Annotated in this window: 24 protein-coding genes; 9 read left to right on the forward strand and 15 right to left on the reverse strand. The window is 58.2% G+C overall.

Features of this window, described 5'->3' with window-relative positions; all coding sequences use genetic code 11:
* Positions 1-4 precede the first annotated feature (4 nt).
* The 5 genes from ihfA to ACR0A1_RS03655 form a co-directional block, all read right to left on the reverse strand.
* On the reverse strand, positions 5-307 hold the full coding sequence (gene ihfA, locus ACR0A1_RS03635; RefSeq protein ID WP_008755922.1) for an integration host factor subunit alpha: 303 nt from the start codon (positions 305-307) through the stop codon (positions 5-7).
* A 96-nt stretch (positions 308-403) separates the two neighbouring features.
* Entirely contained in the window at positions 404-1,375 is a 972-nt protein-coding gene (locus ACR0A1_RS03640; RefSeq protein ID WP_170406350.1) for a beta-ketoacyl-ACP synthase III, read from the reverse strand.
* Between the two features lie 24 nt (positions 1,376-1,399).
* Entirely contained in the window at positions 1,400-2,485 is a 1,086-nt protein-coding gene (gene plsX / locus ACR0A1_RS03645; protein ID WP_170626811.1) for a phosphate acyltransferase PlsX, read from the reverse strand.
* A gap of 24 nt (positions 2,486-2,509) precedes the next feature.
* Entirely contained in the window at positions 2,510-2,716 is a 207-nt protein-coding gene (gene rpmF / locus ACR0A1_RS03650) for a 50S ribosomal protein L32 (protein WP_008756996.1), read from the reverse strand.
* Positions 2,717-2,921: 205 nt separating this feature from the next.
* On the reverse strand, positions 2,922-3,458 hold the full coding sequence (locus ACR0A1_RS03655; protein WP_170509414.1) for a DUF177 domain-containing protein: 537 nt from the start codon (positions 3,456-3,458) through the stop codon (positions 2,922-2,924).
* A gap of 84 nt (positions 3,459-3,542) precedes the next feature.
* On the opposite strand from ACR0A1_RS03655, the gene ACR0A1_RS03660 reads away from it, so the two are divergent.
* From ACR0A1_RS03660 to ACR0A1_RS03670, 3 genes are all read left to right on the forward strand, one after another.
* Positions 3,543-4,019 (forward strand): outer membrane protein assembly factor BamE, encoded by a 477-nt coding sequence (locus ACR0A1_RS03660; protein WP_170509417.1) that lies wholly within the window; start codon positions 3,543-3,545, stop codon positions 4,017-4,019.
* A gap of 98 nt (positions 4,020-4,117) precedes the next feature.
* Complete coding sequence (locus tag ACR0A1_RS03665) at positions 4,118-4,852, forward strand: GNAT family N-acetyltransferase (RefSeq protein WP_223118271.1); 735 nt, start codon at positions 4,118-4,120, stop codon at positions 4,850-4,852.
* Positions 4,853-4,920: 68 nt separating this feature from the next.
* Complete coding sequence (locus ACR0A1_RS03670) at positions 4,921-6,729, forward strand: ABC-F family ATP-binding cassette domain-containing protein (RefSeq protein ID WP_480436734.1); 1,809 nt, start codon at positions 4,921-4,923, stop codon at positions 6,727-6,729.
* A 71-nt stretch (positions 6,730-6,800) separates the two neighbouring features.
* Here ACR0A1_RS03670 and ACR0A1_RS03675 read toward each other — a convergent pair whose 3' ends face one another.
* The 3 genes from ACR0A1_RS03675 to ACR0A1_RS03685 form a co-directional block, all read right to left on the reverse strand.
* Positions 6,801-7,343, reverse strand: a complete 543-nt coding sequence (locus tag ACR0A1_RS03675; protein WP_170817865.1) for a sugar O-acetyltransferase — start codon at positions 7,341-7,343, stop codon at positions 6,801-6,803.
* Positions 7,344-7,353: 10 nt separating this feature from the next.
* A complete protein-coding gene (locus ACR0A1_RS03680) occupies positions 7,354-8,109 on the reverse strand; it encodes a 3-hydroxyacyl-CoA dehydrogenase (RefSeq protein WP_480866274.1) in 756 nt (251 codons plus the stop codon).
* Positions 8,110-8,183: 74 nt separating this feature from the next.
* Complete coding sequence (locus ACR0A1_RS03685; protein ID WP_170396693.1) at positions 8,184-9,134, reverse strand: GlxA family transcriptional regulator; 951 nt, start codon at positions 9,132-9,134, stop codon at positions 8,184-8,186.
* A 133-nt stretch (positions 9,135-9,267) separates the two neighbouring features.
* On the opposite strand from ACR0A1_RS03685, the gene ACR0A1_RS03690 reads away from it, so the two are divergent.
* From ACR0A1_RS03690 to ACR0A1_RS03705, 4 genes are read left to right on the forward strand one after another with little or no spacing between them, the layout of a single operon-like run.
* Positions 9,268-9,978 carry a GntR family transcriptional regulator gene (locus ACR0A1_RS03690; protein WP_480866276.1) on the forward strand — a complete coding sequence of 237 codons (711 nt, stop codon included), beginning with the start codon at positions 9,268-9,270 and terminating at the stop codon, positions 9,976-9,978.
* A gap of 7 nt (positions 9,979-9,985) precedes the next feature.
* Positions 9,986-10,903 carry a dihydrodipicolinate synthase family protein gene (locus ACR0A1_RS03695; protein ID WP_480866278.1) on the forward strand — a complete coding sequence of 306 codons (918 nt, stop codon included), beginning with the start codon at positions 9,986-9,988 and terminating at the stop codon, positions 10,901-10,903.
* A gap of 3 nt (positions 10,904-10,906) precedes the next feature.
* Positions 10,907-12,403 (forward strand): aldehyde dehydrogenase, encoded by a 1,497-nt coding sequence (locus ACR0A1_RS03700; protein ID WP_480866280.1) that lies wholly within the window; start codon positions 10,907-10,909, stop codon positions 12,401-12,403.
* Positions 12,400-13,740 carry an NAD(P)/FAD-dependent oxidoreductase gene (locus tag ACR0A1_RS03705; RefSeq protein WP_480866282.1) on the forward strand — a complete coding sequence of 447 codons (1,341 nt, stop codon included), beginning with the start codon at positions 12,400-12,402 and terminating at the stop codon, positions 13,738-13,740. Before ACR0A1_RS03700 ends, ACR0A1_RS03705 begins: the two co-directional genes overlap by 4 nt.
* A 12-nt stretch (positions 13,741-13,752) precedes the next feature.
* Here the strand turns inward: ACR0A1_RS03705 and ACR0A1_RS03710 are convergent, their stop codons facing one another.
* From ACR0A1_RS03710 to ACR0A1_RS03720, 3 genes are read right to left on the reverse strand one after another with little or no spacing between them, the layout of a single operon-like run.
* The gene (locus ACR0A1_RS03710; RefSeq protein WP_170406318.1) at positions 13,753-14,487 is read right to left on the reverse strand and encodes an SDR family oxidoreductase; all 735 of its coding nucleotides are present in this window, start codon (positions 14,485-14,487) and stop codon (positions 13,753-13,755) included.
* The gene (locus ACR0A1_RS03715; protein WP_170611031.1) at positions 14,484-15,215 is read right to left on the reverse strand and encodes an SDR family oxidoreductase; all 732 of its coding nucleotides are present in this window, start codon (positions 15,213-15,215) and stop codon (positions 14,484-14,486) included. Before ACR0A1_RS03715 ends, ACR0A1_RS03710 begins: the two co-directional genes overlap by 4 nt.
* 19 nt (positions 15,216-15,234) lie before the next feature.
* A complete protein-coding gene (locus tag ACR0A1_RS03720; RefSeq protein WP_480762558.1) occupies positions 15,235-16,785 on the reverse strand; it encodes a trimethylamine methyltransferase family protein in 1,551 nt (516 codons plus the stop codon).
* 341 nt (positions 16,786-17,126) lie between these two features.
* Between ACR0A1_RS03720 and ACR0A1_RS03725 the strand changes: the two genes are divergently transcribed.
* Complete coding sequence (locus ACR0A1_RS03725; protein WP_480866285.1) at positions 17,127-18,614, forward strand: adenylate/guanylate cyclase domain-containing protein; 1,488 nt, start codon at positions 17,127-17,129, stop codon at positions 18,612-18,614.
* Between the two features lie 77 nt (positions 18,615-18,691).
* Here the strand turns inward: ACR0A1_RS03725 and tyrS are convergent, their stop codons facing one another.
* The gene (tyrS, locus tag ACR0A1_RS03730) at positions 18,692-19,942 is read right to left on the reverse strand and encodes a tyrosine--tRNA ligase (RefSeq protein WP_170646599.1); all 1,251 of its coding nucleotides are present in this window, start codon (positions 19,940-19,942) and stop codon (positions 18,692-18,694) included.
* Between the two features lie 298 nt (positions 19,943-20,240).
* Positions 20,241-21,320 carry a Hint domain-containing protein gene (locus tag ACR0A1_RS03735; RefSeq protein ID WP_480866287.1) on the reverse strand — a complete coding sequence of 360 codons (1,080 nt, stop codon included), beginning with the start codon at positions 21,318-21,320 and terminating at the stop codon, positions 20,241-20,243.
* A 650-nt stretch (positions 21,321-21,970) separates the two neighbouring features.
* Here ACR0A1_RS03735 and ACR0A1_RS03740 point away from each other — a divergent pair.
* Positions 21,971-23,050, forward strand: a complete 1,080-nt coding sequence (locus tag ACR0A1_RS03740) for an anhydro-N-acetylmuramic acid kinase (protein WP_480866864.1) — start codon at positions 21,971-21,973, stop codon at positions 23,048-23,050.
* Between the two features lie 64 nt (positions 23,051-23,114).
* Here ACR0A1_RS03740 and ACR0A1_RS03745 read toward each other — a convergent pair whose 3' ends face one another.
* Complete coding sequence (locus ACR0A1_RS03745; protein WP_480866289.1) at positions 23,115-24,005, reverse strand: fatty acid desaturase; 891 nt, start codon at positions 24,003-24,005, stop codon at positions 23,115-23,117.
* Between the two features lie 4 nt (positions 24,006-24,009).
* Positions 24,010-24,429 carry a cupin domain-containing protein gene (locus tag ACR0A1_RS03750; RefSeq protein WP_170422068.1) on the reverse strand — a complete coding sequence of 140 codons (420 nt, stop codon included), beginning with the start codon at positions 24,427-24,429 and terminating at the stop codon, positions 24,010-24,012.
* Positions 24,430-24,505 lie beyond the last annotated feature (76 nt).

Here is a 24,505-nt window from a genome sequence, read left to right on the forward strand (position 1 = left end):
GAACTTACTTGCGGTTCCCTGCGGCGACGCGATCCTTCATCAGGTGCGACGGACGGAATGTCAGTACACGACGGGGCTGGATCGGAACCTCTTCACCGGTTTTAGGGTTGCGACCGATACGGGCGGTTTTGTCCCGAACGCTGAAGGTGCCGAATGACGAAATCTTAACCTGTTCGCCACGCACCAGCGCGTCAGACATGTGGTTCAGAACGCTTTCGACCAGCTGTGCGCTTTCATTGCGTGACAAGCCAACCTCACGAAAGACGGCCTCGCTCAGATCCATTCGGGTCAGTGTTTTGTCGCCCATGCTTTTTCCCCTGTTGATGTCTGAGCATATGGCTATGCAAAATTCGCTGTCAATATCAATGAATTGCGGGAGGCTCTGTAAGCCGGATTGTGCCGGTTACCAACGCAGTGCGACCGCCCCCCAGGCCAGACCGCCACCAATCGCCTCTGTAACGATCAGATCGCCGGTTTTGATCTGGCCGTTTTGCTTGCCCACCGACAGGGCCAGAGGGATGGAGGCTGCCGATGTGTTGCCATGGTCCTGAACGGTGACGACGACGTTATCCATCGGCAGGCCCATCTTCTTGGCGGTGCCCTGAATAATGCGGATATTGGCCTGATGCGGCACGATCCAGTCGACATCATCGCTGGACAAACCGGCTCGTTCCAGCGCGACTTCGGCAGTTCGGGCCAGTTTCTCGACCGCATGACGGAAGACCTGATTGCCCTGCATCCGCAAGTGGCCGGTGGATTGGGTCGAAACCCCGCCATCAACATAGAGAAGGTCTTTGTAGCGTCCGTCCGAATTCAAGTCGGTCGCAAGAATACCGCGATCATCCGAAGTGCCCTGACCCTCTTGCTCTTCCAGAACCAGTGCGCCCGCGCCATCGCCAAACAGCACGCAGGTCGACCGGTCGGTCCAGTCCATGATTCGTGAAAAGGTCTCGGCGCCGATCACCAGTACGCGCTTGGCCTGACCGGACAGGATCAGGGCGTTGGCGTTGCTGAGCGCAAAGACAAACCCTGCGCAGACCGCCTGTACATCGAAGGCAAAACCTTTGGTCATGCCCAACCGGGCCTGTACCATGGTTGCCGCCGAAGGAAAGGTCAAATCAGCTGTGGAGGTTGCCAGCACAATCGCGTCGATATCATCCGCCGTCAGTCCGGCATCAGCCAGTGCGGCTTCGGCCGCTTTGGTGGCCAGATCGGATGTGGTTTCGTCCTCGGCCGCGAAGTGTCGCCGCTCGATCCCGGACCGGGTGCGAATCCATTCGTCCGTCGTATCCAGCGTTTTCTCGAACTCAGAGTTCGGTACAACGCGCTCTGGCAAATAATGCCCGACACCTACAACAACTGAGCGGCCTGCCATGCTGGGGTACTGCCTTTTTTGTTATTATTCCGATTGAGACACGGAATGGGCCGCATCTTGTGCAAGTGCGGCTGTTGATGCAACCCGTGCCGCCAATTTTTCGGAGAAACCGGATTCAGCCAATGTGAAAGCCAGTTTGACCGCTGCGGAAACGCCGGTTGCGTCCGCTCCGCCATGGGATTTCACCACGGTTCCATTAAGCCCGAGGAACACGCCTCCATTGACGCGGCGCGGGTCTATCCGCTTTTTCAGACGATTCAACGAGGTGATTGCCAGGATCGAGGCCAGCCGGGATAGGGGCGAGTATTTGAACGCTTCACGAAGCAAATCACCGATAAGGTTCGCGGTGCCTTCGCCGGTTTTAATGGCGACATTTCCAGTGAAGCCGTCGGTCACGATCACGTCAGCTTTGTCGCCGGGGATATCGCTGCCTTCGACAAAGCCCACGAATTCGAAATTCGCCTGATCGGCAAAGTCCGAAATCATCGCATGGGCTTCTTTCAGTTCGGCGCGGCCCTTGTGTTCTTCGGTACCGACATTCAGCAACCCGATCCGAGGGCGGCTGAGCGCCATACCGTTGCGCGCGTATGAAGCCCCCATCAGCGCGTATTGCAAAAGGTCCTTGGCATCAGCGCGCACATCTGCGCCGACGTCCAGCATCACGTTGAACCCATGCGGATTGCGCGAGGGCCACAGGATCGCGATGGCAGGGCGGTTCACGCCGGGCAGCTTGCGCAGCCGCAACATGGACATGGCCATCAGCGCGCCCGTATTGCCGCAGGACACCGCGCCGTGCGCTTCACCTGCACGCACCGCTTCCAGAGCGGACCACATCGACGTGCTCTTGCCGCTGCGGACAACCTGGCTTGGTTTGTCTTCCATCGTGACCACGTCCGGGCAATCACGAAAAACGACGCGCCCATCAAGGACACGCCGTTTGGCAACCAGCTTGCGTAGTTCCTGTTCCTGACCGTGCAGGATGAACCCGATCTTCGGGTTCTTGTCCGCAGATTTTGCAATGCCCGCCACAACGACGGCAGGGCCCGAATCTCCGCCCATAGCGTCAACCGAGATGATGATCCGTCCGGTCTGCGTGGGCTGATCCGTCATGCCTTGGCCTGCGTCCAATCAGGCTTAGGCCGCGTCTTCGTCCAGGTCGATTTCGTCGGCCTGAGCGACGACTTCACGATCGTCATAGTGGCCGCAAGATGCGCAAACGTGGTGTGGGCGCTTCAGCTCGCCGCAGTTCGGGCATTCGTTCGGGTTTGCAGCAACCAGAGCGTCGTGTGCGCGGCGGTTGTTGCGACGCGACTTGGAAACTTTGTTCTGTTGGACGGCCATGGTCTCAACCTTTGTCTGATATGGGCTGACAGATTCGCTCTCAGCCGGGTTACGTACTTTGTTTTCTCGTGGTTTGACGCGCGTTTAAGGGGCTTGCCCCGCAATGTCCAACCCAAATTCCAATGAGCGCGCGAAAATACTGCGATTCTCGTCATGTTCAAGCGGTTTTTCTGACGGCCTGCTATGACAGGAAATCCCTCGCCTGTCACTCGTCTTTTTTCATCGCATCCCGCAGCCCGGCCAAACCAGCGAAGGGTTTTACATCCTCATCCGTGAGTGCCTGTTTGCCCGGTTCGGTATAGTCTATCTGGCCCAGCTCGACTCCATCCTTCCGTGGGTATTGGGGCAGGGCCAGCGACAGCGCTTCAACCATGATCAGCGCAGGATCGATCTCGGGGCCAAGCGGTTCGGTTTCGTCATCCTCGGGGATTTCGAACTCGGGCTCCTCCGGATCGCTCCAATCAGCCACAAAGACGCGACTCACCGGGGTGTCGATGCGTGTGGTCACAGGTTCCAGCGTCACGACACAAGGTTGGATCACCGTTGCGCCCAGCTTGCCTGAAAGCGTCCAATCCCGTTTGCCCTGCGCGCGCAATTCGCCGACAAAGCTGAGCTTGCGGAGGCCAAGCAGGCCGAGCTCTTGTTTTATGGCCTCCAGCGCCTCGCCGGTCGGGCGCAACTCAAACGGGGTCGGAGCGTTTTGCGGCAGGTCTGCGACGCGTAAAGATGTCTGGTTGCTCATTCGTGAGGTTTTCCTGTGTTGAACCGGAGCCTTGGTTTCTGTAATCGGATAGGGTCCGCAAGGGGCCATGGCAAGAGGATGTGCATGTTGAAGGGTTTGAACAGGTTGAAACCAGCGTCGAAAACGCTTGTCTTTGCGGCCTGTCTGGCGGTCGTGGGCGCATGTTCACCAATCTTCAAGAATCACGGCTACGTGCCTCCGCCAGAGGATCTGGCCAAAATCAAGGTCGGCGTCGATACCCGCGATAGTGTTGAAGAAACCATCGGCGCGCCCAGCTCGGCGGGCGTGGTGCGGGATTCGGGCTATTACTATGTCGCCTCGCGCGTCCGTCATTATGGGCCCAAACGACCCGAGGTCGTTTCACGTGAACTGGTCGCGATCAGCTTTGATCAGCGTGGTGTCGTTCGCAATATCGAGCGGTTCGGCCTGGAAGACGGCTATGTCATCGTGCTGGATCGTCGCGTGACCGATTCCAACGTGGAAGACAAAGGCTTCCTGCGTCAGCTTCTGGGTAACATCGGTAACTTCAACCCGGCAAATATTCCTGGCGCAAACAACTAAAGCGACCAATTCTCTTGCAGTGGTCACAGGACAGTCACACATTCTGTAGTAAGGACCAGACAGATGTGACCGGTCAGCAACCGCAGGAGGATGCGACCATGGCGGTTTTGTTGGACAAGGGCCGATATCGCGCCCGCTTGGCGCAAACCGAGCAAGACGTGGCGGCGGCGCAGACGCTGAGGATGCTGACCTTTGCTACTGATGGTCAGGATTGTGATGCTTTTGACGAACGCTGCGCCCATGTTCTGGTCGAAGATCTGCAGGCCGGTGGGGCGTTGGTGTGCTGTTTCCGTATGCTGACAATGCAGGGCGGCTTTGAAATCGGACTCAGCTACTCGGCACAGTTCTATGACCTGTCGGCGCTACGCGATTTTACCGGACCGATGGTCGAGATGGGTCGGTTCTGTATCCACCCGGACTACAATGATCCGGATATCTTGCGTGTCGCGTGGGGCGCAATGACGGCGTATGTCGATCAGAAGGGGATCGAAATGCTGTTTGGTTGTTCGTCATTCGCTGGAACAGAAACTGCCGAATATCTTGACGCTTTTGCGATGCTCAAACACCGACATCTGGCACCAAGGCGATGGTTGCCGCGAGTCAAGGCGCCGGATGTGTTTCGCTTTGCGGCGCGCTTGCGCAGACGCCCTGATGTAAAACAGGCGATGCTTAGGATGCCGCCCTTGTTGCGCACCTATCTGATGATGGGGGGGTGGGTCAGCGATCATGCGGTGGTGGACAGGCACATGAACACCCTGCATGTGTTCACCGGCCTTGAAATCGGAGCAATTCCCCCAGCTCGTAAACGGTTGCTGCGCGCGGTGGCTGGGTGATTTGAGTATCTGGGAAAAGGTGAAGTTGGGGCGTTGACGCCTTGCTTTGGCCGGTTTAGCTGGCGGGTATGGCGAGAATTCCTTTATTGCAGATGTCCGGTATCTCTCTGACGTTCGGGGGTGATCCGGTGTTTTCCGATCTGGACCTTGTGGTTCAACCCGGTGATCGCGTGGCGCTGGTCGGGCGGAACGGGTCAGGCAAATCCACCTTGATGAAAGTGATGGCCGGGCTGGTCGAGGCCGATCAGGGTGAAATTGTCATCCCTCCTGGTAAATCAGTGGGTTACATGGAGCAGGATCCCGGAATGCAGGGATTCGCGACGCTTGGAGACTATGCCTCAAGCGGGTTGGAACCGGGTGAGCTGTATAAGGTCGAACGCGCGGGCGAAGGGCTGAAATTCGACCCTGAGCGTGCGGTCGAAACCGCTTCGGGTGGGGAAAGGCGACGCGCCGCCTTGGCCAAGCTGATGGCCGAAGCGCCGGACCTGATGTTGCTGGACGAACCGACGAACCACCTGGATATCGAGGCGATAGCGTGGTTGGAGCGTGAGTTGGGCTCGACCCGTGCAGCCTATGTTCTGATCTCGCATGATCGCGCATTCCTGCGTGCGTTGACCCGTGCGACGCTGTGGATCGATCGCGGAGTTGTGCGGCGGCAGGAACAGGGCTTTGCGGCCTTTGAAAGCTGGAGGGATAAGGTCTGGGAAGAGGAGGATCAGCAGCGCCACAAGCTGAACCGCTTGATCAAGTCCGAGGCGCGATGGGCCGTCGAGGGTATCAGCGCCCGCCGCAAGCGCAATCAGGGTCGTGTTCGGGCGCTACAAGCCTTGCGCGCCGAGCGTGCAGCGCAGATCAAACGTCAGGGATCGGCTGCCATGACGTTGGAATCCGGTCCGAAATCAGGCCGCAAGGTCATCGAGGCCACTGGCGTTTCAAAGTCATTTGACTCTCAGCAGATCGTGCGCAATTTCGATCTTCTGGTTCAGCGCGGCGACCGCGTGGCCTTTGTTGGGCCGAACGGTGTGGGCAAAACGACGTTGCTGAAAATGCTGCTGGGTCAGGTCGAACCGGACGAGGGTTCGGTGGTGCTGGGTACTAACCTTGAGATCGCCGTGTTCGATCAGGCGAGGGCACAGCTGGACCCGGAAATGAGCCTGTGGGACAGCTTGACCGGCGATCCCGAGATGCGGGTCTCGGGCAAGGCCGATCAGGTGATGGTCGGCGGGCAGCCCAAGCATGTGGTGGGCTATCTCAAAGAGTTTCTGTTTGATGATGCGCAGGCAAGAGCGGCTGTTAAGTCATTGTCCGGAGGGGAAAAAGCCCGGTTGCTGTTGGCGAAACTGATGGCAAAAACCTCTAACCTGCTGGTGCTGGACGAACCGACCAACGATCTGGATGTTGAAACGCTGGATCTGCTGCAGGAATTGCTGGACGACTATGATGGCACGGTGCTGCTCGTTAGCCACGATCGGGATTTTTTGGATCGGGTTGCAACCACAACCATCGCCATGGAGGGCAACGGGCGCGCGACCGTCTATGCTGGTGGTTGGTCCGATTACATCGCTCAGCGAGGTGATGTAGTTGCGAAAAAGGAAGAAAAAGCAAGGCCTTTAAAACCGAAAGTGAAGCAAGAAGCGAAGGCAAAAGCAGGGCTGTCGTTCTCGGAGAAACACCGACTTGAGAAGCTACCAGCAGAGATCGCGCGCCTTGAAGCCGAGATCGCCAAGCTCGAAGAACTGATGTCTGATCCTGAGCTGTTCACACGCGAACCGATCAAGTTCCAGAAGGCAACCGATGCCCTGGTCGAACGGCAGGAAAAACTGTCAGCGGCTGAGGAAGAGTGGCTGATGCTTGAAGAGAAGGCCGAAGCCGGTTGAGCCCGAGTTGTACAACCTCAATCGACTAGATTGTCTGAGTTGTACAAACCTATGCACCGGTTTGCGCGTGCTCAAATGGGGCGGGCGGGGTTACCGACAACAGTTGCTCCGGCGGGGACGTCCTTCGTGACGACACTGCCCGCGCCGACGATGGCGCGGTCTCCGATAGTAACGCCGGGCATGATGATCGCGCCACCGCCGATCCAGACGTTTTCGCCGATTGTCACCGGGTGGTCGATTTCCAGACCCTGTGCGCGCAGGGCTGGGTCTTTGGCGTGTTGGGCGCAATAGATCTGTGCCGTGGGGCCGAGCATCGAGTCACTGCCGATGCGAACAGGCGCGGTGTCGAGAATGACACAGCCCGCATTCAGATACACCCGGTCGCCCAGCGACAGGTTCATTCCATAAGCGCAGTGGAACGGAGCCTCAAAATAGCAATCTTGCCCGATCCCCGCAAAGAGCGCCGCCAATTCGGGAGCTATAGCCCCTCGGTCATCGGGCGGGCAGGTGTTGTGGGCATGGACCGCGCGGCGTGCTTTCATACGAAGCACTTCCAGTTCGGGGTCGAGGCAGCAATACCACTCGCCTGCCGCCATTTTCTGCCGCTCGGTCATGAAACCCGTCTTAGCGCATCCGCAGGGCACCGTCGATGCGGATGACCTCTCCGTTCAGGTAGCCCATCTCGACGATGAACCCGGCCAGACGACCGTATTCGCGCGGGTCGCCGAGGCGAGCAGGGTTGGGGACGTCCGCCGCAAGCTGTTGCTGCATCTCTTCAGGCAGGCCGGCCAGCATCGGGGTCATGAAGATGCCCGGTGCGATGGCCATCACACGGATACCAGTCGAGGCCAGATCGCGTGCCATGGGTAGGGTCATGCCGACCACGCCGCCTTTCGAGGCTGCATAGGCCGCCTGACCCTTTTGCCCGTCAAAGGCGGCGATGGAGGCGGTGTTGATAATCACGCCGCGCGCGCCATCCGGTTCGGGGTCATTCTTTGCCATCTCTGCGGCAGCAAGACGCGAGACGTTGAAGGAACCGACCAGATTGATGTCGATGGTACGCTGGAACGCCTCCAGAGGGTGGGGGCCGTCTTTGCCCACAGTCTTAGCTCCAATCGCGATTCCGGCGCAGTTCACTGCGGCGGTGATGCGACCCATCTTGTCCATCGCATGTGCAATCGCTGAAGCGACCGAGGCCTCATCCGTCACATCGGTTTGTGCGAAATGTCCGCCGATTTCAGCCGCGACTTGCGGGCCACGCTCGGCGTCGCGGTCAAGGATTGTGACCTGCGCGCCGTTCTCGGCAAAGTGACGGGCTGTGGCTTCACCCAGGCCGGAGGCTCCGCCGGTGATCACCGCAGCTGTGGTTGAGAGTTGCATGGCGGGTTCCTTCCTGATCTGAACACTTGTTCAGATAATCCCAACCATGGCCCTCTGTCCAGTCACAGCTTTGATCAATCAAGCCTGCTGCGCTGCTGCATTGGCGTGACACCAAAGGCGGCCCGGTATACGCGCGAGAAGTGACCGGCGCTTTCGAAACCGCAGGCAAAGGCGACCTCGGTCACCGAAGATTCGGTCTGCAACAGCAGATTGCGGGCGCGGTCCAGCCGCAATTCCATGAAGTATTTCTTAGGCGAGGTGTTCAGGAATTTCCCAAACAGGCGCTCCAGTTGCCGGGTTGAGATGCCGATATCGCTGGCAATGACCGAGGGGGACAACGGGCTTTGGATATTGTCGGTCATGATGTGGATTGCCTTGGCCAGATGCGCGTTCCGCATCCCGTTGCGCGATTGCAGCGAGACGCGCTGATCGGCAGTGGCGTTGCGCACGGCGTTATAGACCATCTGATCGGCCACTGCGACCGACAGGTCGTGGCCGTGGTCGCGTTCGATCAGGTGCAGCATCAGATCGGCGGTCGCGGTGCCGCCCGAGGCGGTCATGTGTTTTTCGTCGGCGACAAAGACGCTGCGAACAAGGTTTATCTCGGGGAAGGCCTCCATGAAAGCATCATGGTATTCCCAATGGATCGCTGCCTGCATCCCATCCAAAAATCCGGCCTCGGCCAGCAGCCATGCACCGGAACACAAGGCGCTGATATTGGTGCCCCGTGCCCGCTCTCGGCGCAGGGTTGCGAGCAGCGGACGCGAGACGTGATTGCGCATGTTTATTCCTGACAGAACAAACAGTTGGTCACATTTTGGGATAGATCCCAATCCGCCATGCACCAAAGTGACCGATCCGTTTGAACAGACCGCATGCTCTGCGTGTTCGGACAGGAAGGACCATCGATAAAGATCTTCCTCGGCCAGCAAATTTGCGATCCGCAATGGCTCGACCGCGCAGGAGAAGGCGAGATGCGAGAATTCCTCGACCAGTATGAAGGCGTAGTGCTGTGTTTGGCTCATCGATAGGACCGGAATCAGGGCGTTCTGACAGTTTTCTGCATGCTGCACGAAAACTAACTGTATACAACATGTATTTTTATACGATACCAGAGGGCAAGCTATCGATTCGCGGGATCGTGATGAAGGGGATCGGATGAGGGACGAAGGGAAATCACCAAAAAAGGCGTTGGCTGAGCATCTGAAGATGTCGGTTCTGACCCTGCGTTTGCGTCCCGGAGAAGATTTGGACGAGGCGCAGCTGTCGCAGGCCTTTGGCTTGTCGCGCACGCCTTTGCGCGAAGTGTTCCGGCAGTTGGCCGGTGAGGGGTATCTGGACCTGCGCACCCATCGCGGGGCGCGGGTGTCAGAGATGTCTCATACTACGCTACGCGATTTCTTTCTGGTTGCGCCGATGGTCTATGGCGCCGTGCTGCGTCTGGCCGCGGCGAATGCGACGCACGATCAGATCGATCAGTTGAAAGAGGCGCAAGAGACGTTTCGGCAAGCCTTGCGTACAGGCTCGGCTGAGGAGCGGACGCTGGCCAATACCCGGTTTCACGAGGTGACCGGAGAGATGGCGGGGAATGTCTATTTATCCCCATCGTTCAACCGGTTGCTGATCGATCACGCGCGGATCGGGATGACATTTTATCGCCCGCAGACCGCACGAATGGCTGAGAACCTTTCAGAGGCGAGCGACCAGCATGACGCCATCATCGCCGCCATCGAGACGGGCGATGAGGCGGCTGCTGCGCAGCTGGCCGACGACCACTGGACCCTGTCACGCGATCAGATCGAGCTGTTCGTGATGCCCGAGGGGTTGGATTTTCCGCTGGGGCAGGTCCCCGGTAAGACTTCTGCATGAGGGACACATGACTCCGATCTTCAGATTTGAGGGTATTTATACGCCGGTGGTGACACCCTACGCGGCGGATGGTGGCGTGAACTGGGACGCGTTGGCCGAGGTGATCGAGTACCTGATCGAGAATGGTGTGCACGGGCTGATCTCGGGCGGGTCCACCGGCGAAAACTATGCGCAGACCGTCGATGAGCGGCTGGAACTGGCGCGCTTTACGCATGAACAACTAAAGGGGCGTGTGCCTCTGGTTGTGGGAACGGGGGCGATGCTGACCGGGGATTCCGTCGCTTTAGCCTCAGGTGCGCGAGAACTAGGCGCAGATGCGATCTTGTTGGCCAGCCCGCCGTATTCGGTGCCCACCGACCGCGAGAATGCGCTGAATGCGCTGGCAATCGACAAGGCGGCTGACCTGCCGGTGATGCTGTACAACTATCCGCACCGGACCGGCACGATGATGGGGGAAGAGTTCCTGGACCGCGTAGGCCGCAGCCGGAATTTCTGTGGCATCAAGGAAAGCTCGGGCGATATCAACCGGGTGCATCTGCTGGCGCGCGATTATCCGCATATCCAACTGGGCTGCGGCATGGATGATCAGGCGCTGGAGTTCTTCGCCTGGGGTGCGCCGTTCTGGGTCTGCGGCGGGTCGAACTTTCTGCCCGTCGAACACGTGGCGCTGTATCAGGCTTGTGTGATCGAGGGTAACTTTGCCAAAGGCCGCCGCATCATGAGCGCGCTGATGCCGCTGATGCGGGTGCTGGAGCAGGGCGGCAAATTCATCCAGACGATCAAGTATGGGGTGACCATGAACGGGATCGATGCTGGGATGGTGAGACCTCCGCTCAAAGGGCTGAACAAGGATGACAAACGCGCGCTGGAGCAGGTGACGCGCGTTCTGAAACGCAAAATCGCAGATATCGTGGCGGAGGGTTAAGGCATGGGCTTGCTGACGAAAGACGAATACGAATCCATCGCTGCGCATCTGGATCTGCCGACGGGCGCTTTCATCGACGGCGGTTATCGCCCCTCGATCTCGGGACAGGTGTTCGACACTATCAATCCAGCCACCGGGGCTGTGCTGACCAGCATTGCTGCCTGCGGATCGGAGGATGTGGATTTTGCGGTCGAAAAGGCGCGAGAAGCCTTTGACGACGGGCGTTGGTCAAAGATGCACCCCTCGGATCGCAAGGACATTCTGATCCGCCTGTGCAAGCTGCTTACCCGCAACGCGCGGGAACTGGCGGTGATGGAGAGCATCGATAGCGGCAAGACGATCTTTGATTGCGAAACCGTTGATGTTCCCGAGACGATCCACTGCCTGAAATGGCACGCCGAGGCGATTGACAAGATCTATGATCAGGTCTCACCCGCCAGCGACGACCACATTGCCATGGTGGTGCGCGAACCCATCGGTGTGGTTGGGCTGGTCCTGCCGTGGAACTTCCCCTTGCTGATGCTGGCGTGGAAGATCGGGCCGGCGCTGGCGGCGGGGTGTTCAGTGGTGCTGAAGCCGGCGGCCGAGACTTCTCTGACCGCTTTAAAGGTGGCGGAGCTGGCGTCTGAGGCCGGGTTGCCGCGCGGTGTGCTGAATGTGGTGCCCGGCGGTGGCGCCGAGGTGGGCGAACCCATCGGGCGGCATTTGGATATCGACATGGTGTCCTTCACGGGCTCGACCGTGACGGGAAAGAAGTTCCTGAGCTATTCCGCTGAAAGCAATGCCAAGGAGGTGGTGCTTGAGATGGGTGGTAAGAACCCGGCCATCGTCTTGGACGATGCGGAAAATCTGGACCGGGTGGCAGCGCATGTCGTCAATGGTGCGTTCTGGAACATGGGCGAGAATTGCTCGGCCTCGTCGCGGTTGATCGTGCATAAGGACGTGAAGGCAGAACTGCTGGAACGGATCGCGCATCATGCCAAGCACTGGAATGTCGGCGACCCGTTGGACCCAGAGACCCGCATGGGCGCGCTTGTCAGCGAGGGGCATTATTCCAAGGTGTGCGGCTATCTGGAACAGGCCGAAAACGTGCTGATAGGCGGCAAGGCCGACAAGGGTTTTGTTGAAGCCACGGTGGTCGAAGTGCCCGGAAACGATGCCACGCTGGCGCGCGAGGAAATCTTTGGCCCGGTTCTGTCGGTGATCGAAGTCTCTGGCTTTGACGAGGCGATCAGCATTGCCAATGACACCGAGTACGGGCTGTGCGCCTCGATATTCACAGCCAACGCCAAACGCGCGATCCGTGGCGCGCGGGCGATCCGGGCGGGTACCGTCACGATCAACAGCTTTGGTGAAGGGGATATCACCACACCCTTTGGTGGCTACAAGCAGTCCGGGTTTGGTGGCCGGGACAACTCGGTTCACGCCCATGATCAGTATACCCAGCTGAAAACCATCTGGTTTGATCTGGCCGATGACGAAGATGAGGCGGTAGATTGACGATCTACACCGCCAAACGTTTGCCCCGGCAAACCGGCGTGGCAGGATGGAATGCCATCCTGCCTCTGCAGCAAGACCTGCCTCGGCTTGAGCAAGACCAGACCGCAGATGTGACCATCGTCGGCGGTGGTTTTGCCGGGCTGTCCGCAGCGCTGAGGCTGCATCAGCTTGATCCGGCGCTGAAGGTTGTGGTGCTTGAGGCTGGGCGCTTTGCGGAAGGCTCTGCCGGGCGCAACTCGGGGTTCATGATCGATCTGCCGCATGACTTGGCCTCGGACAATTACGCCAGCGATGGGCTGGAGGCAGATCAGGCCACAATCGCGCTGAATCGTCAGGCGATTTCCTTTGCGACCCGGGTAGCCGCTGAGTGCGACCTGTCGCCGGAGATGTTCGACCCGTGCGGCAAGATCAACGCTGCAGCGACCGCAGCGGGTGATCGGCACAACGCAGACTACGCAGTGCATTTGGCACGATTGGGAGAGCCCCACGAGCTTTATGATGCACAGCAGATGCAGGCGCTGACAGGCAGCCCGCATTACACATCTGGTCTGTTTGCGCCCGGGACGGTGATGATCCAGCCCGCAGCCTATGTGCGGGCTCTCTCAACGCATCTGGCTGGGCGGATTAGTGTTTATGAAAACTCTGCCGCGACCGGGTTTCGCAAACAAGGCGGTGGCTGGGAGGTCGAGACCGAACAGGCGCGGGTTTCGACGGGGCGGATCGTGATGGCAACAAATGGTCATCTGGAAAGCTTTGGGTTTTACCAGCGGCGTCTGATGCACATCTGCCTCTACGCGTCGATAACGGAACCACTGACGCCAGATCAGATCGCCACGCTGGGCGGACAGCCACGCTGGTCGGTAACGCCAGCGGATCCGATGGGCACTTCGGTCCGGCGGGTTTCGGGCAGTTATGGGGATCGCATTCTGATCCGGACCTGTTCAAGCTTTCATCCTGAAATCCACAGCGGCGACAGCCATTTGAAACGGGCAGGCGCGGTGCACGATCGTAAGTTTCAGGAGCGATTTCCCAACTTGCCGAATGTACAGATGCAGCACCGTTGGGCTGGGATGCTGTGTCTTAGCCGCAATGGCTCGGCCGCGTTTGGTGAGATCGAGCAGGGTGTATATGCCGCCTGCTGTCAAAACGGATTGGGTATAGCGCGAGGAACACTGCAGGGAATGGGCGTGGCAGAGCTTGTACTGGGAAAAGACTCCCAGATTGCAGATCATTTTCTGGCGCAACCGATACCACCGCGTTTGCCACCCGAGCCCTTCGCATCGGTTGGGGCCAATACGTATCTGCGCTGGAAAGAGTGGCGATCAGGGGCGGAATAGCATGCAGGCTGGTCAGGGCAGGCTGAGCTTTGCCATCCGTCCGCCATCGATCGTGTAAATTTGACCGGTGACAAAACCCGCTTCCTCGGCTGCCAAGAACGCGACCAGTGCGGCGACTTCTTTCGGGTCGCCGGTGCGGCCAACGGGATGAATGCGGGCGATATCCCGGCGGAATGCGCCAGGGTCGTTCATGCTCTCGATGAAATCGATGTTGAGGTCTGTGTCGATCCAGCCTGGTGCCACTGCATTGCAGCGAATGCCTTCTGCTCCGTGGTCCACGGCAACCGCGCGGGTCAGCCCATGCAGCCCGGCCTTAGAGGCGCAGTAGGCGGCGTGGCCGGGGTTGCTGCCCAACCCCTCGACTGAGCCGATATTGACGATGCTGCCCTTGGTTTTGCGCAGATGTGGCAGTGCAGCCTGGATCAGCAGGAACGGGGCGGTCAGGTTGACCATGAGGTTGCGTTGCCAATCTTCAAGCGGCATGTCGTTGACGGAGGCCTCCTGCATCATGCCTGCATTGTTGATCAGTACGTCCAGCTGGCCCGCGCTGTCCACAACCTGCTTGATGATCTGCACCGGGCTTTCCGGGTTTGCAAAATCCGCCGGGATAGAGGGGAACTCATCATCCTTACCGCGCTGCGCAGTGTAGACATTAGCCCCTTCTTCGCGCAGCCGCCGGGCGATGGCTTGTCCGATGCCACTGCGGCCACCGGTCACGAGCGCTGTTTTTCCTGCAAATCTTTTCATTGTACCGGCTTGCCCCCATTCACTTCGACCAGAGCACCACACATGTAGCGCGCCGAATCCGAGGCGAGAAAAAGGATCACTTCGGCTATATCTTCGGGTTCGGCGATACGCCCTAAAGGCACCGACTTCCCAAGCTCGGCAATCGCCGTATCAGGATCGAACCCACGTTTGGCAAAGCCCGAACGCAGCATCGGTGTGTTCACCTCGTTCGGGCAAACGGCGTTAATGCGGATGCCCTGATGGGCGTGATCGTGCCCCATGCATTGGGTGAGGCTGGCAATGGCCGCTTTGGTCATGCAGTACACCGCATGATCCGGGCCAGGTCGAAGGCCCCAGCACGAGGCAGTGTTCACAATAGCACCGCCACCCGCCGCCGCCATGATTGGAATCGCAGCGCGGCAGATACGGAAAGGGGCCTCGACATTCACTCCGACGGACAGGGCCCAATCCTCATCGGATGTTTCAGTCACCGGGCCGCGGGTGATCACGCCTGCATTGTTGATCACGATATCAAGACCATCCAGCGCCTGATGCGCGGCCAAGGCCAGCCCGTCGCAATAGTCGGGATCGCGCAGATCGCCGGGCAGATGCGCCTCGGCTTCAAGGCTGCCCACATCGCGGTCAGCAACAGCCACACGCGCGCCTTCGGCCCGCAGCTGGCTGACGATGGCGGCCCCGATCCCGCCCGACGCCCCTGTGACGAGTGCGGTTTTTTCAGCGAACCTCATTCGTGTACCTCCCCGGGATTTAGTAGGACTGGTTCAGCTCATCCGCAGCCGGTATTTCACGCTCGCGCCGGGCGATGTAATCCAGCAGCTCTTCGTTCTTGGCGATATCGAGCGTTGGTTCCTGATACTCGGCCAGCAGCTTGCGGGCGTGTTTGAGCGCGCGTTCGGTGATTTCAACACAACCCTCAGCCTGCCATTGTTCGATCGAGTTGTTGTCGAACATATCCGGCATGAAGAATGCGCTCTGGAAATTGTCCTGCGTATGCGGATGCCCAAGGTAGTGCCCGCCCGGACCGATATCACCGACTGCCGAAACGGCCTGATCGAAATCGCCCCATTTCGGGCCCTCGGCCATGCGATAGGCCATGGCGCATTGTTCCGCGTCAACGATGAACTTGGCGGTCGAGCAGTGCATCCCGGCCTCGTTCCAGCCCGCCGAATGCCAGATGTAGTTGGCGCCGGAATGGATCACGGCCTGCAGAGTGGTTGCGGATTCATAGCCTGCCTGCGCGTCGAACGTCTTGGCTCCGCCCAGAGTGTTTGAGGTACGCCAAGGCACTTCGTAATACCGGGCCATCTGTCCAATCATGAAGTTCATCAGACTGATCTCGGGCGTGCCTGCCATCGGCGCGCCGGATTTCATCGAGACGGTCGACAGGTAGTGCCCGTAGATCGCGGGCGCGCCCTTGCGGATCACCTGCGTATAGGCCAGCGCGCTGAGCGCCTCGGCATTCAGTTGCGCCACGGTCGCCGGAACGCTGGCAGGCGTATTGGCCCCGCCCAGAACGAAGGGCGAGCACAACACCGGCTGCTTTCGGCGACAGAAGGCGCGCATCGCGCCCAACATGGTTTCATCCCAGACCAGCGGCGAATTGCCGTTGCAATTGCCAGTGGTGACCGGGTGATCTTCAAGGAAATCCTCGCCGAACAGGATGGCACACATCTCCATGACATCTTCGGCATTCTTGGGGCTGGTGGTCATGCCCATGAAGGTTTTGTCAGAGTGCTTCATTGACGAATAGGTAATCCGCAGATGCCGCTGACTGATCGGGTGATCATAGGGCTCCACGATGTGATGGGCCGAGGAATGCAGCGCGGGCAACATATGGCTGAGCTTGTGGAACATCGCCAGATCGTCCAGCGTCGGGTTGCGGCGCACATCTTCCAGATCGCGCAGGAAGGGCGCTCCGGTCATCGGCACGAAGATCGAGTGTCTACCGCCCAGCCGCACGTTCTTTTTCGGATCGCGCGCGTGGTAGGTGAAATCTGACGGAATGGTCGCGATCAGCTCACGCACCAGACCGCGATCCAGATAGACGAGCTCACCTTCGACCTTGGCACCAGCCTTCTTCCAGTCTTCCAGCGCGATGGGGTCACGGAACTGAACGCCTACGTTTTCCAGAATTTCCATCGAGGCCGCATCGATGCGTTCTACCTGTGCGCCGTCCATAACCTCGCATAACGGAATGCCGCGGGTCAGGCCCGGCAACATCTCGAAGTTTGGAGCGGTGCGCATGGCGCGCCGGGCTGAGCGCCCTCCGGTACGTGTGGCTGTGGCAGTTCTGGTCATATGGTGCCTCCTTCCGGTTCAGAGTGGAACGGAAAGGGTGGGGTGCACATGCAGGAATGCGAAAGACTGTTGCGAAATGCGACGTTGGGGTTTCGTCAAATAAACGGCAACTCGAAGGAGGTTCACTAAAGCATCTCAAACGCATCTTTGTGGGGGGGGTGTGTTGGCATCACACAATGGCAGCGAGGCAGACGATCGGGCCAAAGAATTGCGGCCAAAAGTGACTAGTCCACCCGCAGACTGTATTCTGATTAATGTATCGGCACCATTCGAGACGGGCTTAATCCATGTGGGAGCGGGGCATTAGGAACTCTCAGCAACCAAATCTGATCGTAAGGAGCGTGGCAAAAGCTGCCCTGTCTGTGCGGGTGAAACTGCTGACGGCGTTTTTGGGTATCACCTTGTTGCTTTTGGGATTGGCGCTTTTTGCTGTGTCGGCCTTGCAGCAATCGAACAGGCGTGTCGATGCGATGATCCATGATCAGGAGAGGATTGCATATTTCAACGAAATCCATTTGGCGCTGAGCGAGTTGAACCTGATGAACTTGTCCTTGGTCATCGATCAGACGCCCGGGGACGACTCGGACGAAATTTTTGCATTTTCAACCGGCAATTTCATCGGTCAGATCGAGAACCTGCAACATCACATTGCGCAAGGGATACGTCGATTCCTGCAGGCGGGCAGCAAAGAGTTCCAAACCAATGATGAAATCCGCGCAGATTTGGGCGACATCAAAACCAAGGCCGCCGCCATGGTGCGGTTTCGAAGAGACGGAGACATGCAGAATCTCGCCGAATTGGGATTGGATCAGATTTTTCGCCAAGTTCGTTCACTGCAAAGCGATGCGTATAATCTTGTGCAGGGTGCCGAAGCAGAGATGCGTGACCGGGCAAATAGGAATGCCGAAGTTTACCAATCGACGCGCAAAATGGTCGTGGCGGCGGCAACAATTGCAATGGGGGCAGCCCTTTTTCTTGGCTACGCAATCTCTTCGTCACTGATCTGGCCAATGCGCCGAATTGGCCAAACACTTAGCGTTGTCGCCGAAGGAGATTTCGCGGCGCGTGTTGATGTCCCCAATCGCGACGAGCTTGGCAAATTGGCAAACGACGTGAATGCAACAAGTGCGCGGCTGGGTGATCTTTATGAACAGGTAGAGACCCAGCGAGCCGAACTGGAAGCCGAATACGACCGGTCGGAAAAGTTGCTTTACAATCTGCTGCCAGAAGACATTGCGGTAAGATTGAAGTTTGAGCCAGACCAGACTATCGCTGACAGTTTGCCCAAGGTTGCAATACTATTCGCTGATATCGTGGATTTCACGCCACGGGCATCGAAACTGCCACCGGAAGATGTAGTCGGGTTTCTGAACAAGATCTTTCGTCTATTTGATGAATTGGCCGACAAACACGGATTGGAAAAGATCAAGACAATTGGTGATGCCTATATGGTCGCGGCAGGTATGCCGTCTCCGGTCGGCGACCCGGTGCATCGTGTCGCCGAGATGGCTCTGGACGTGCAGCGGTCGGTTGCGGAAATGTCACCTGATTTTCCGGATGGGCTTCAAGTAAGAATCGGACTTCACGCAGGGCCTGCTGTCGCCGGTGTCATTGGAAACCAGAAGTTGTTCTATGATGTTTGGGGGGAAACGGTGAACACCGCCAGCCGGATGGAGAGCCACGGTGAACCGGGGAGGATCCAGGTAACGGGTGCCGCAAAAGAGGAGCTTGAAGCGGACTACGACTTCGAACCCCGAGGCATGGTGGAGATAAAGGGATTGGGTTCTGTGAAAACGTGGTTCTTGATCGGTTCTAAAACCAAAAGCTGACCACTACGTCTCGACCTAATTAATCTGCCACTTCTACCTCAATGGACGGCCACCCGGCGGCGACCGCCCAATTTGGCTCAGCCCAATTGAACCAGAGCGTGACGCTTCTTGCCCGCGCTCAGCTTGATCGGCGATGACAACGCGCCTGCGTCGATCATCAAGCCCGCATCTGTCAGCGGGGCATCGTCCAGTTTGGCGCCGTTTTCGGCGATCAGGCGCTTGGCCTCTTTGCCGGATTTGGCGAGGCCGGATTTGACGATCAGCTGGACGATGGACATGCCGTCACCCAGCTCTGATGCGCTGAGGGTCAGGGTCGGGAGGTCTCCGCCAACGCCGCCCTTTTCGAACACCTCGCGCGCGGTCGCCTCGGCGGTTGCAGCGGCTTCTGCACCGTGCAGCAGAGTTGTGACTTCGTTGGCGAGGCGGATTTTGGCCTCGTTGATTTCGGACCCTTGCAGCGCGGCCATGCGGTCGCATTCGTCTACCGGAAGCTCGGTGAAGATTTTCAAGAAACGGCCCACATCGGCGTCAGTCGTGTTGCGCCAGAACTGCCAGAACTCGTACGAGCTGAGCATATCTCCGTTCAGCCAGACTGCGCCGCCCTGCGATTTGCCCATTTTGCGGCCATCGCTGGTGGTCAGCAGGGGGGTCGTGAGGCCATAGATCTCGTGATCCAGCACCCGGCGGGTTAGGTCGATGCCGTTGACGATGTTGCCCCATTGATCCGAGCCGCCCATCTGCAGAACGCAGTTATATCGGCGGTTCAGTTCGAGGAAGTCATAAGCCTGCAGGATCATGTAGTTGAATTCGAGAAAACTCAGCGACTGTTCACGATCCAACCGCGATTTCACCGATTCAAAGCTGAGCATCCGGTTGACCGAGAAATGCCGCCCAATATCGCGCAGGAAATCGAGGTAGTTCAGGCTATCCAGCCATTCGGCATTGTTCAGCATCAACGCGCCGGTCTCGCTGTCATCGTAAGACAGGTATTTCGAGAACACCTGCTTCATGCCTGCGATATTGGCGTCGATCTGTTCAGGGCCCAGCAGGGGGCGTTCATCCGAGCGGAACGAGGGATCGCCCACCTTGGTGGTGCCGCCGCCCATCAGGGTAATTGGCTTGTGGCCGGTTTTCTGCAACCAGCGCAGCACCATAATGTTCATCAGGTGACCTACATGCAGCGACTGTGCGGTGGCGTCATAGCCGATATAAGCCGTCTGCACCCCAGAAATCAGAGCGTCGTCAAGGCCTTGATAATCGGTGCAGTCGGCGAGAAAGCCGCGCTCGATCATCGTGGCGATGAAATCCGATTTGGGGTGGTAGGTCATGACGCTCAACAGGCCTTGTGTTCTGGCCCTCTCTGCAAGGGCTGGTGTAAGTCATAGGTCAGTAATTTCAAAACCAGACCCGCTTGGTCGCACGACGGAAAGTACATTCATGCGACTGGCCTTCTAATTCCCTAAGTCTCGCGGAATGTCCAGTCATTGGCGAGCAAGTGCAGTCCGTACTGAAAGAATCTTGCGGATAAGCTTTCTGAGGGAAACGCGAAGAAATAACGCATAGCGAAACCCAGAATATCGCGTCAGTCTTTGAAGCGTACCAAGTCCTGCCGGATAACCTCTGGTTCTAGCGTGCAGTGTGTCTGGACAGAAGCGGCTTTTCATTCTTGATGTGGCGTTCAATCAGTTGCTTTTGCAGCTTCCCGGATGGGATCGGGCAGGCGGGCTTGGGGGCAAATTCCAGTTCTGCTATCTCGGGGAATATGCTCAGGATTTCTATTCGTGCTTCTGCACTGATGGCCTTGAGCACTTCCGGTCCGGTGAACAGGCTTTCCGATGGTGCGCCTTCGGCATAGACTACCTCGTGCTGTCCAAAAAGAAGGTGAAAATACTCGACGCTCTGAGCATCCTGGTCGATGAAAATACCGGGCAGCGAAGTCAGATTGACGGCGGGTACCAGAACTTCGGAAGTCCTGAACATACGCTCGACAATCTTTGAAGACACCAGCATCCGGTGCTGCCGGGACACCACAAGATCACGCTGAGGCAAGCCCAGACCTAACGCTCCGGCGCTGATACGAACCGGGCGCAGTTTGGGGTTTGCGGCCAGTTCCGGGGCAGATATCGTACGGCGAAACACCCGCAGCAGGGTGGCAAATCCGGGCCCATCACCTGTGGGATCAAACACTTCGATCTCATCGCTGGCTTTCAGATCCTCGACCGCCTTATGGCCACCCCTTACCCGAATATTCGTGCCACTGGTGAAACAGGGAACAAAGTCGTCAACGGGCAGATTTACGACTGGACTGGCGAAGGCACCGTCACCCAGCGCCGTGATCGTCAGTGTTGTGTTGAGCGGGGGGACATCCCCCAAAAAGCCGATGAAAAACCCTTGCTCGGCTCCGCCGCCAAACGCGCCGTTGCCGCTGGAATCATAGTCGAAAACGCCAATCGTGTAGGTATTGGTGCCATCCGTGACTATGTAATTGTAGTCCCAGGCAATTGCATTCCCCAGATAGGTTTGCGTGGGGTCGTCTGGGAATTCGTTGTTTACACCGTCTCCTTCGATGGTGTTGGGGTCAACACCATCAGTAATTTCGATCGTATTATATGCGGAGATCTGAAATGTCGTTCCAACGCCGCCGAATTGGGCCTGGTTCGTGGTCAGAGTCGTGTCCGTCCGAAATGCACCGTATATGTTTGGCATAAACCCTGTTCAGGCCAATTCACTACCGCTTTTTACTAAGCTGTATGAACCTACTCACCCGTCCTCAATTTGTTGTCTGTGCTTTGCTGCATATTAATATCTCATCTATAAGCATTGGCGCAACATTTGCGAATATCCGGGGTTTTGAGCCTGCGCTTTTATTGCACTCAACATCCCAAAATACCTGCCATTATTCAGTCGCTTTGTTTCAATGAAAATCTGACGAAGCTGAGCTATATGGAATGATCGTAGGTGCTTCAGATCAAGTGGAACACTGAAACCGGCAACGGGCATTCTTGGGAGAGCTTGGCACCTGCTGTAGCGATCTGCGAACATGTGGTAATGGACTTTGTACAGCTCTTTCATGAGCACTCGGAACTGCGCTGCGTTTGGGAACGCCTTGTCGCCTTCATTCGCGGTCTCGTACCTTTCGGAATTCTGTAGCGGCGCACGGTACAGGCGGGGGCAGAGGCAAGGAAAAGGCACCTTTTCCAAGAAAAATGAAGCTCGCGCATGATGTGTCTTGCCTTGGCTTTGCATTACCGTGCAGGTTGTGCTCAGAACCCGGCGAAACGGGTGGAGAGACGCAATACGAGGTCGGCGTGGGCAGGGTCATCAGCAAATCGGGGGCGATCAGAGCGTTGGGGGCCATGTCGGGCACATCGCTGGACGGTGTGGACGCTGCGGTCGTTGAAACCGATGGGCAGCAGATATTCGGCTTTGGTCCCAGCGGGTATCGCGCTTATTCCGAAGAAGAGCGTGCCACACTGCGCGCGGCGCTGGGGCTTTGGCATGGACCAAAGGTTGATATTTCGGCTGAATTGGTGACCCAGGCACATGCCGAGGTTCTTTCAGAGTTCGAAGAGGTCGACCTGATCGGCTTCCACGGTCAGACATTGGCACATGAGCCGCGTGGGCGTGGCACGTTGCAGGTGGGTGACGGGCTGGGTCTGTCGCAGGCTTTGGGGCTGCCGGTGGTCTGGGATTTTCGCAGCGATGATGTGGCGCTGGGCGGAGAGGGTGCGCCTCTGGCCCCGTTCTTTCATTTCGCCTGCGCCAAATGGATCGGGGCGGAAGAGCCGCTGTGTTTCCTCAATCTGGGCGGTGTTGGGAACCTGACCTATGTTGACCCGTCTTTTGACGGGCCTGAAGCGCCAGGGGCGTTGCTGGCTTTCGACACCGGACCTGCCAACGCGCCGGTTGACGATCTGATGCAGGCGCGGTTGGGGATGCCGATGGATCGGGACGGCGCGCTGGCCCGAGAGGGTACGGTCGAGACCGGCGCACTGGAGCTGTTTCTGGCCGAGCCCTATTTCAACCGAATGCCGCCCAAATCGCTGGACCGGAATGATTTCTCGGAAATGATCGGTCTTGTGACCGAGCTGAGCGATGCGGATGCGGTGGCCACGTTGACCGGGATGAGCGCTGCGGGTGTGCTGCAGGGGATGGAGCATTGTCCCAAGCCACCCGCCCGTATGTTGGTGACCGGGGGTGGACGGCACAATCCGGTGCTGATGGAAATGCTGCGTGTGTCGCTGGATTGTCCGGTGGAGCCGGTTGAGGCGGTTGGGCTGGATGGCGATATGCTGGAGGCGCAGGCCTTTGCCTATCTCGCCGTGCGTGTGGCGCGGGGATTGCCGACCTCATGCCCGGGTACCACCGGGGTAAGTGCGCTGGTCGGGGGCGGTGTCGTGTCGTCTCCGGCGAGGGGTGTCGTGGTGAGCGGGTAGGGGGCTCTGCCCCCGTCGCTGCGCGACTCCCCCGAGGTATTTTTGGCCAGATGAAGGGACGGATCTAGCGATTTAGGGCACGCGCGTAATCCAGGGTGAATTCGGTGTAGCCGTCCGAGGTGGATTGCAGGTGTGCCTGGGTCCAGCGGTGGAAGGCTGGAAGGTGGTGGAAAGGCACGTTTGGAAAGGCGTGGTGTTCCGCGTGGTAGGGCATGTTCCAGGCCAGAAATCGGATCATTCGATTGGTAAAGGTGGTACGGGAGTTTTCGAGCATATTTGCCACCGGCGGGCAGAGGCCGTGTTCGGCGAGCAGGTATAGGCGCAGGAAAGGCTGGCCGATAAGGGCGGGCAGAAGCCAGAGCCAGAACAACAAGGGGCTGAAGAACAGGCTGAGTGCGCCCAGGGCATATAGTGTGGACAATATTCGGGCTTCGGTTCGTATGGCGTGGTGCTGGCGGGTTGGCAGGTAAGCGGCGTCAATCCTGCCGCGCGCGTTGTCGGTCAACACACGGGCCATACCCGTCCAATATGGCCAGCCGCTGAGATAGATCGCAAGGCTGCGCCAGTTTTCGGGGCGGGGTTTGCCGCCAAGTTCCGGGTCTTTGGTTGGGTGGTTTGTCCATTTGTGATGGGCAAGGTGAAAGTAGCGAAACCATGTGAACGGCAGGCAGATAGGAATTGAGACAAGGTGCCCAACCGCTTCGTTGATCCAAGGGGTTTTGAACGGCGTCTTGTGGGTGCATTCGTGGCTGAGCGTAAAGAGGAAAACCAGCAATAGGCCTTGCGGCAGGAGCAGTAGTGGCCAGAGGGGAACCTGTAGGATGATACCGGTGCTGGTTGCTGTCAAAGCGCCGAAATAGATCGCTAGATGTCTGAGACTTGGCATGTCCGACCGCTGTTGCAGCCTGTCCTTGGTCTCGGGCGGGATCGCGGCGATCAGGGCGCGGTGGTCCATGGAATTACACTCCAGGAATATCAAAGCCGGGTGGCGCGAGTTCAAACCCATCAAATTCAAATCCCGGTGAAACAGTGCAACTGACTAGCGTGTAGTCTCCACTGCTGCGCGCCGCCTGCCAATGGCCCTTGGGTACAATAAGCTGCGGTGCGCCTTGGGTCAGATCAGGTGTGAGGGTGTGGTCTTTGGCAGGGCCTGTATCGGAGGCGCTGAGCGAGAGGATCAGCGGAGCGCCGGAATGGTAGAGCCAGATCTCGGTCGCATCTACCTTGTGCCAGTGGCTGCGCTCACCCTCTGCCAGCAGGAAGTAGATGCAAGTGCCGGTGGCACGGCCGGGATTGTCGGCGCGCCAGGTCTCTTTGAACCAGCCGCCTTCGGGGTGCTGCTGCAGGTTCAGGTGTTGGATGATGTCTTGCGCGGTCATGGGAGCCTCGGGTCTGTTTGTGGGATTATGCACGCACGCGCACGATCTGCTATGGCAATTGTGTATGCAGAGCATA

This window comes from Ruegeria sp. D6 (assembly GCF_056534365.1).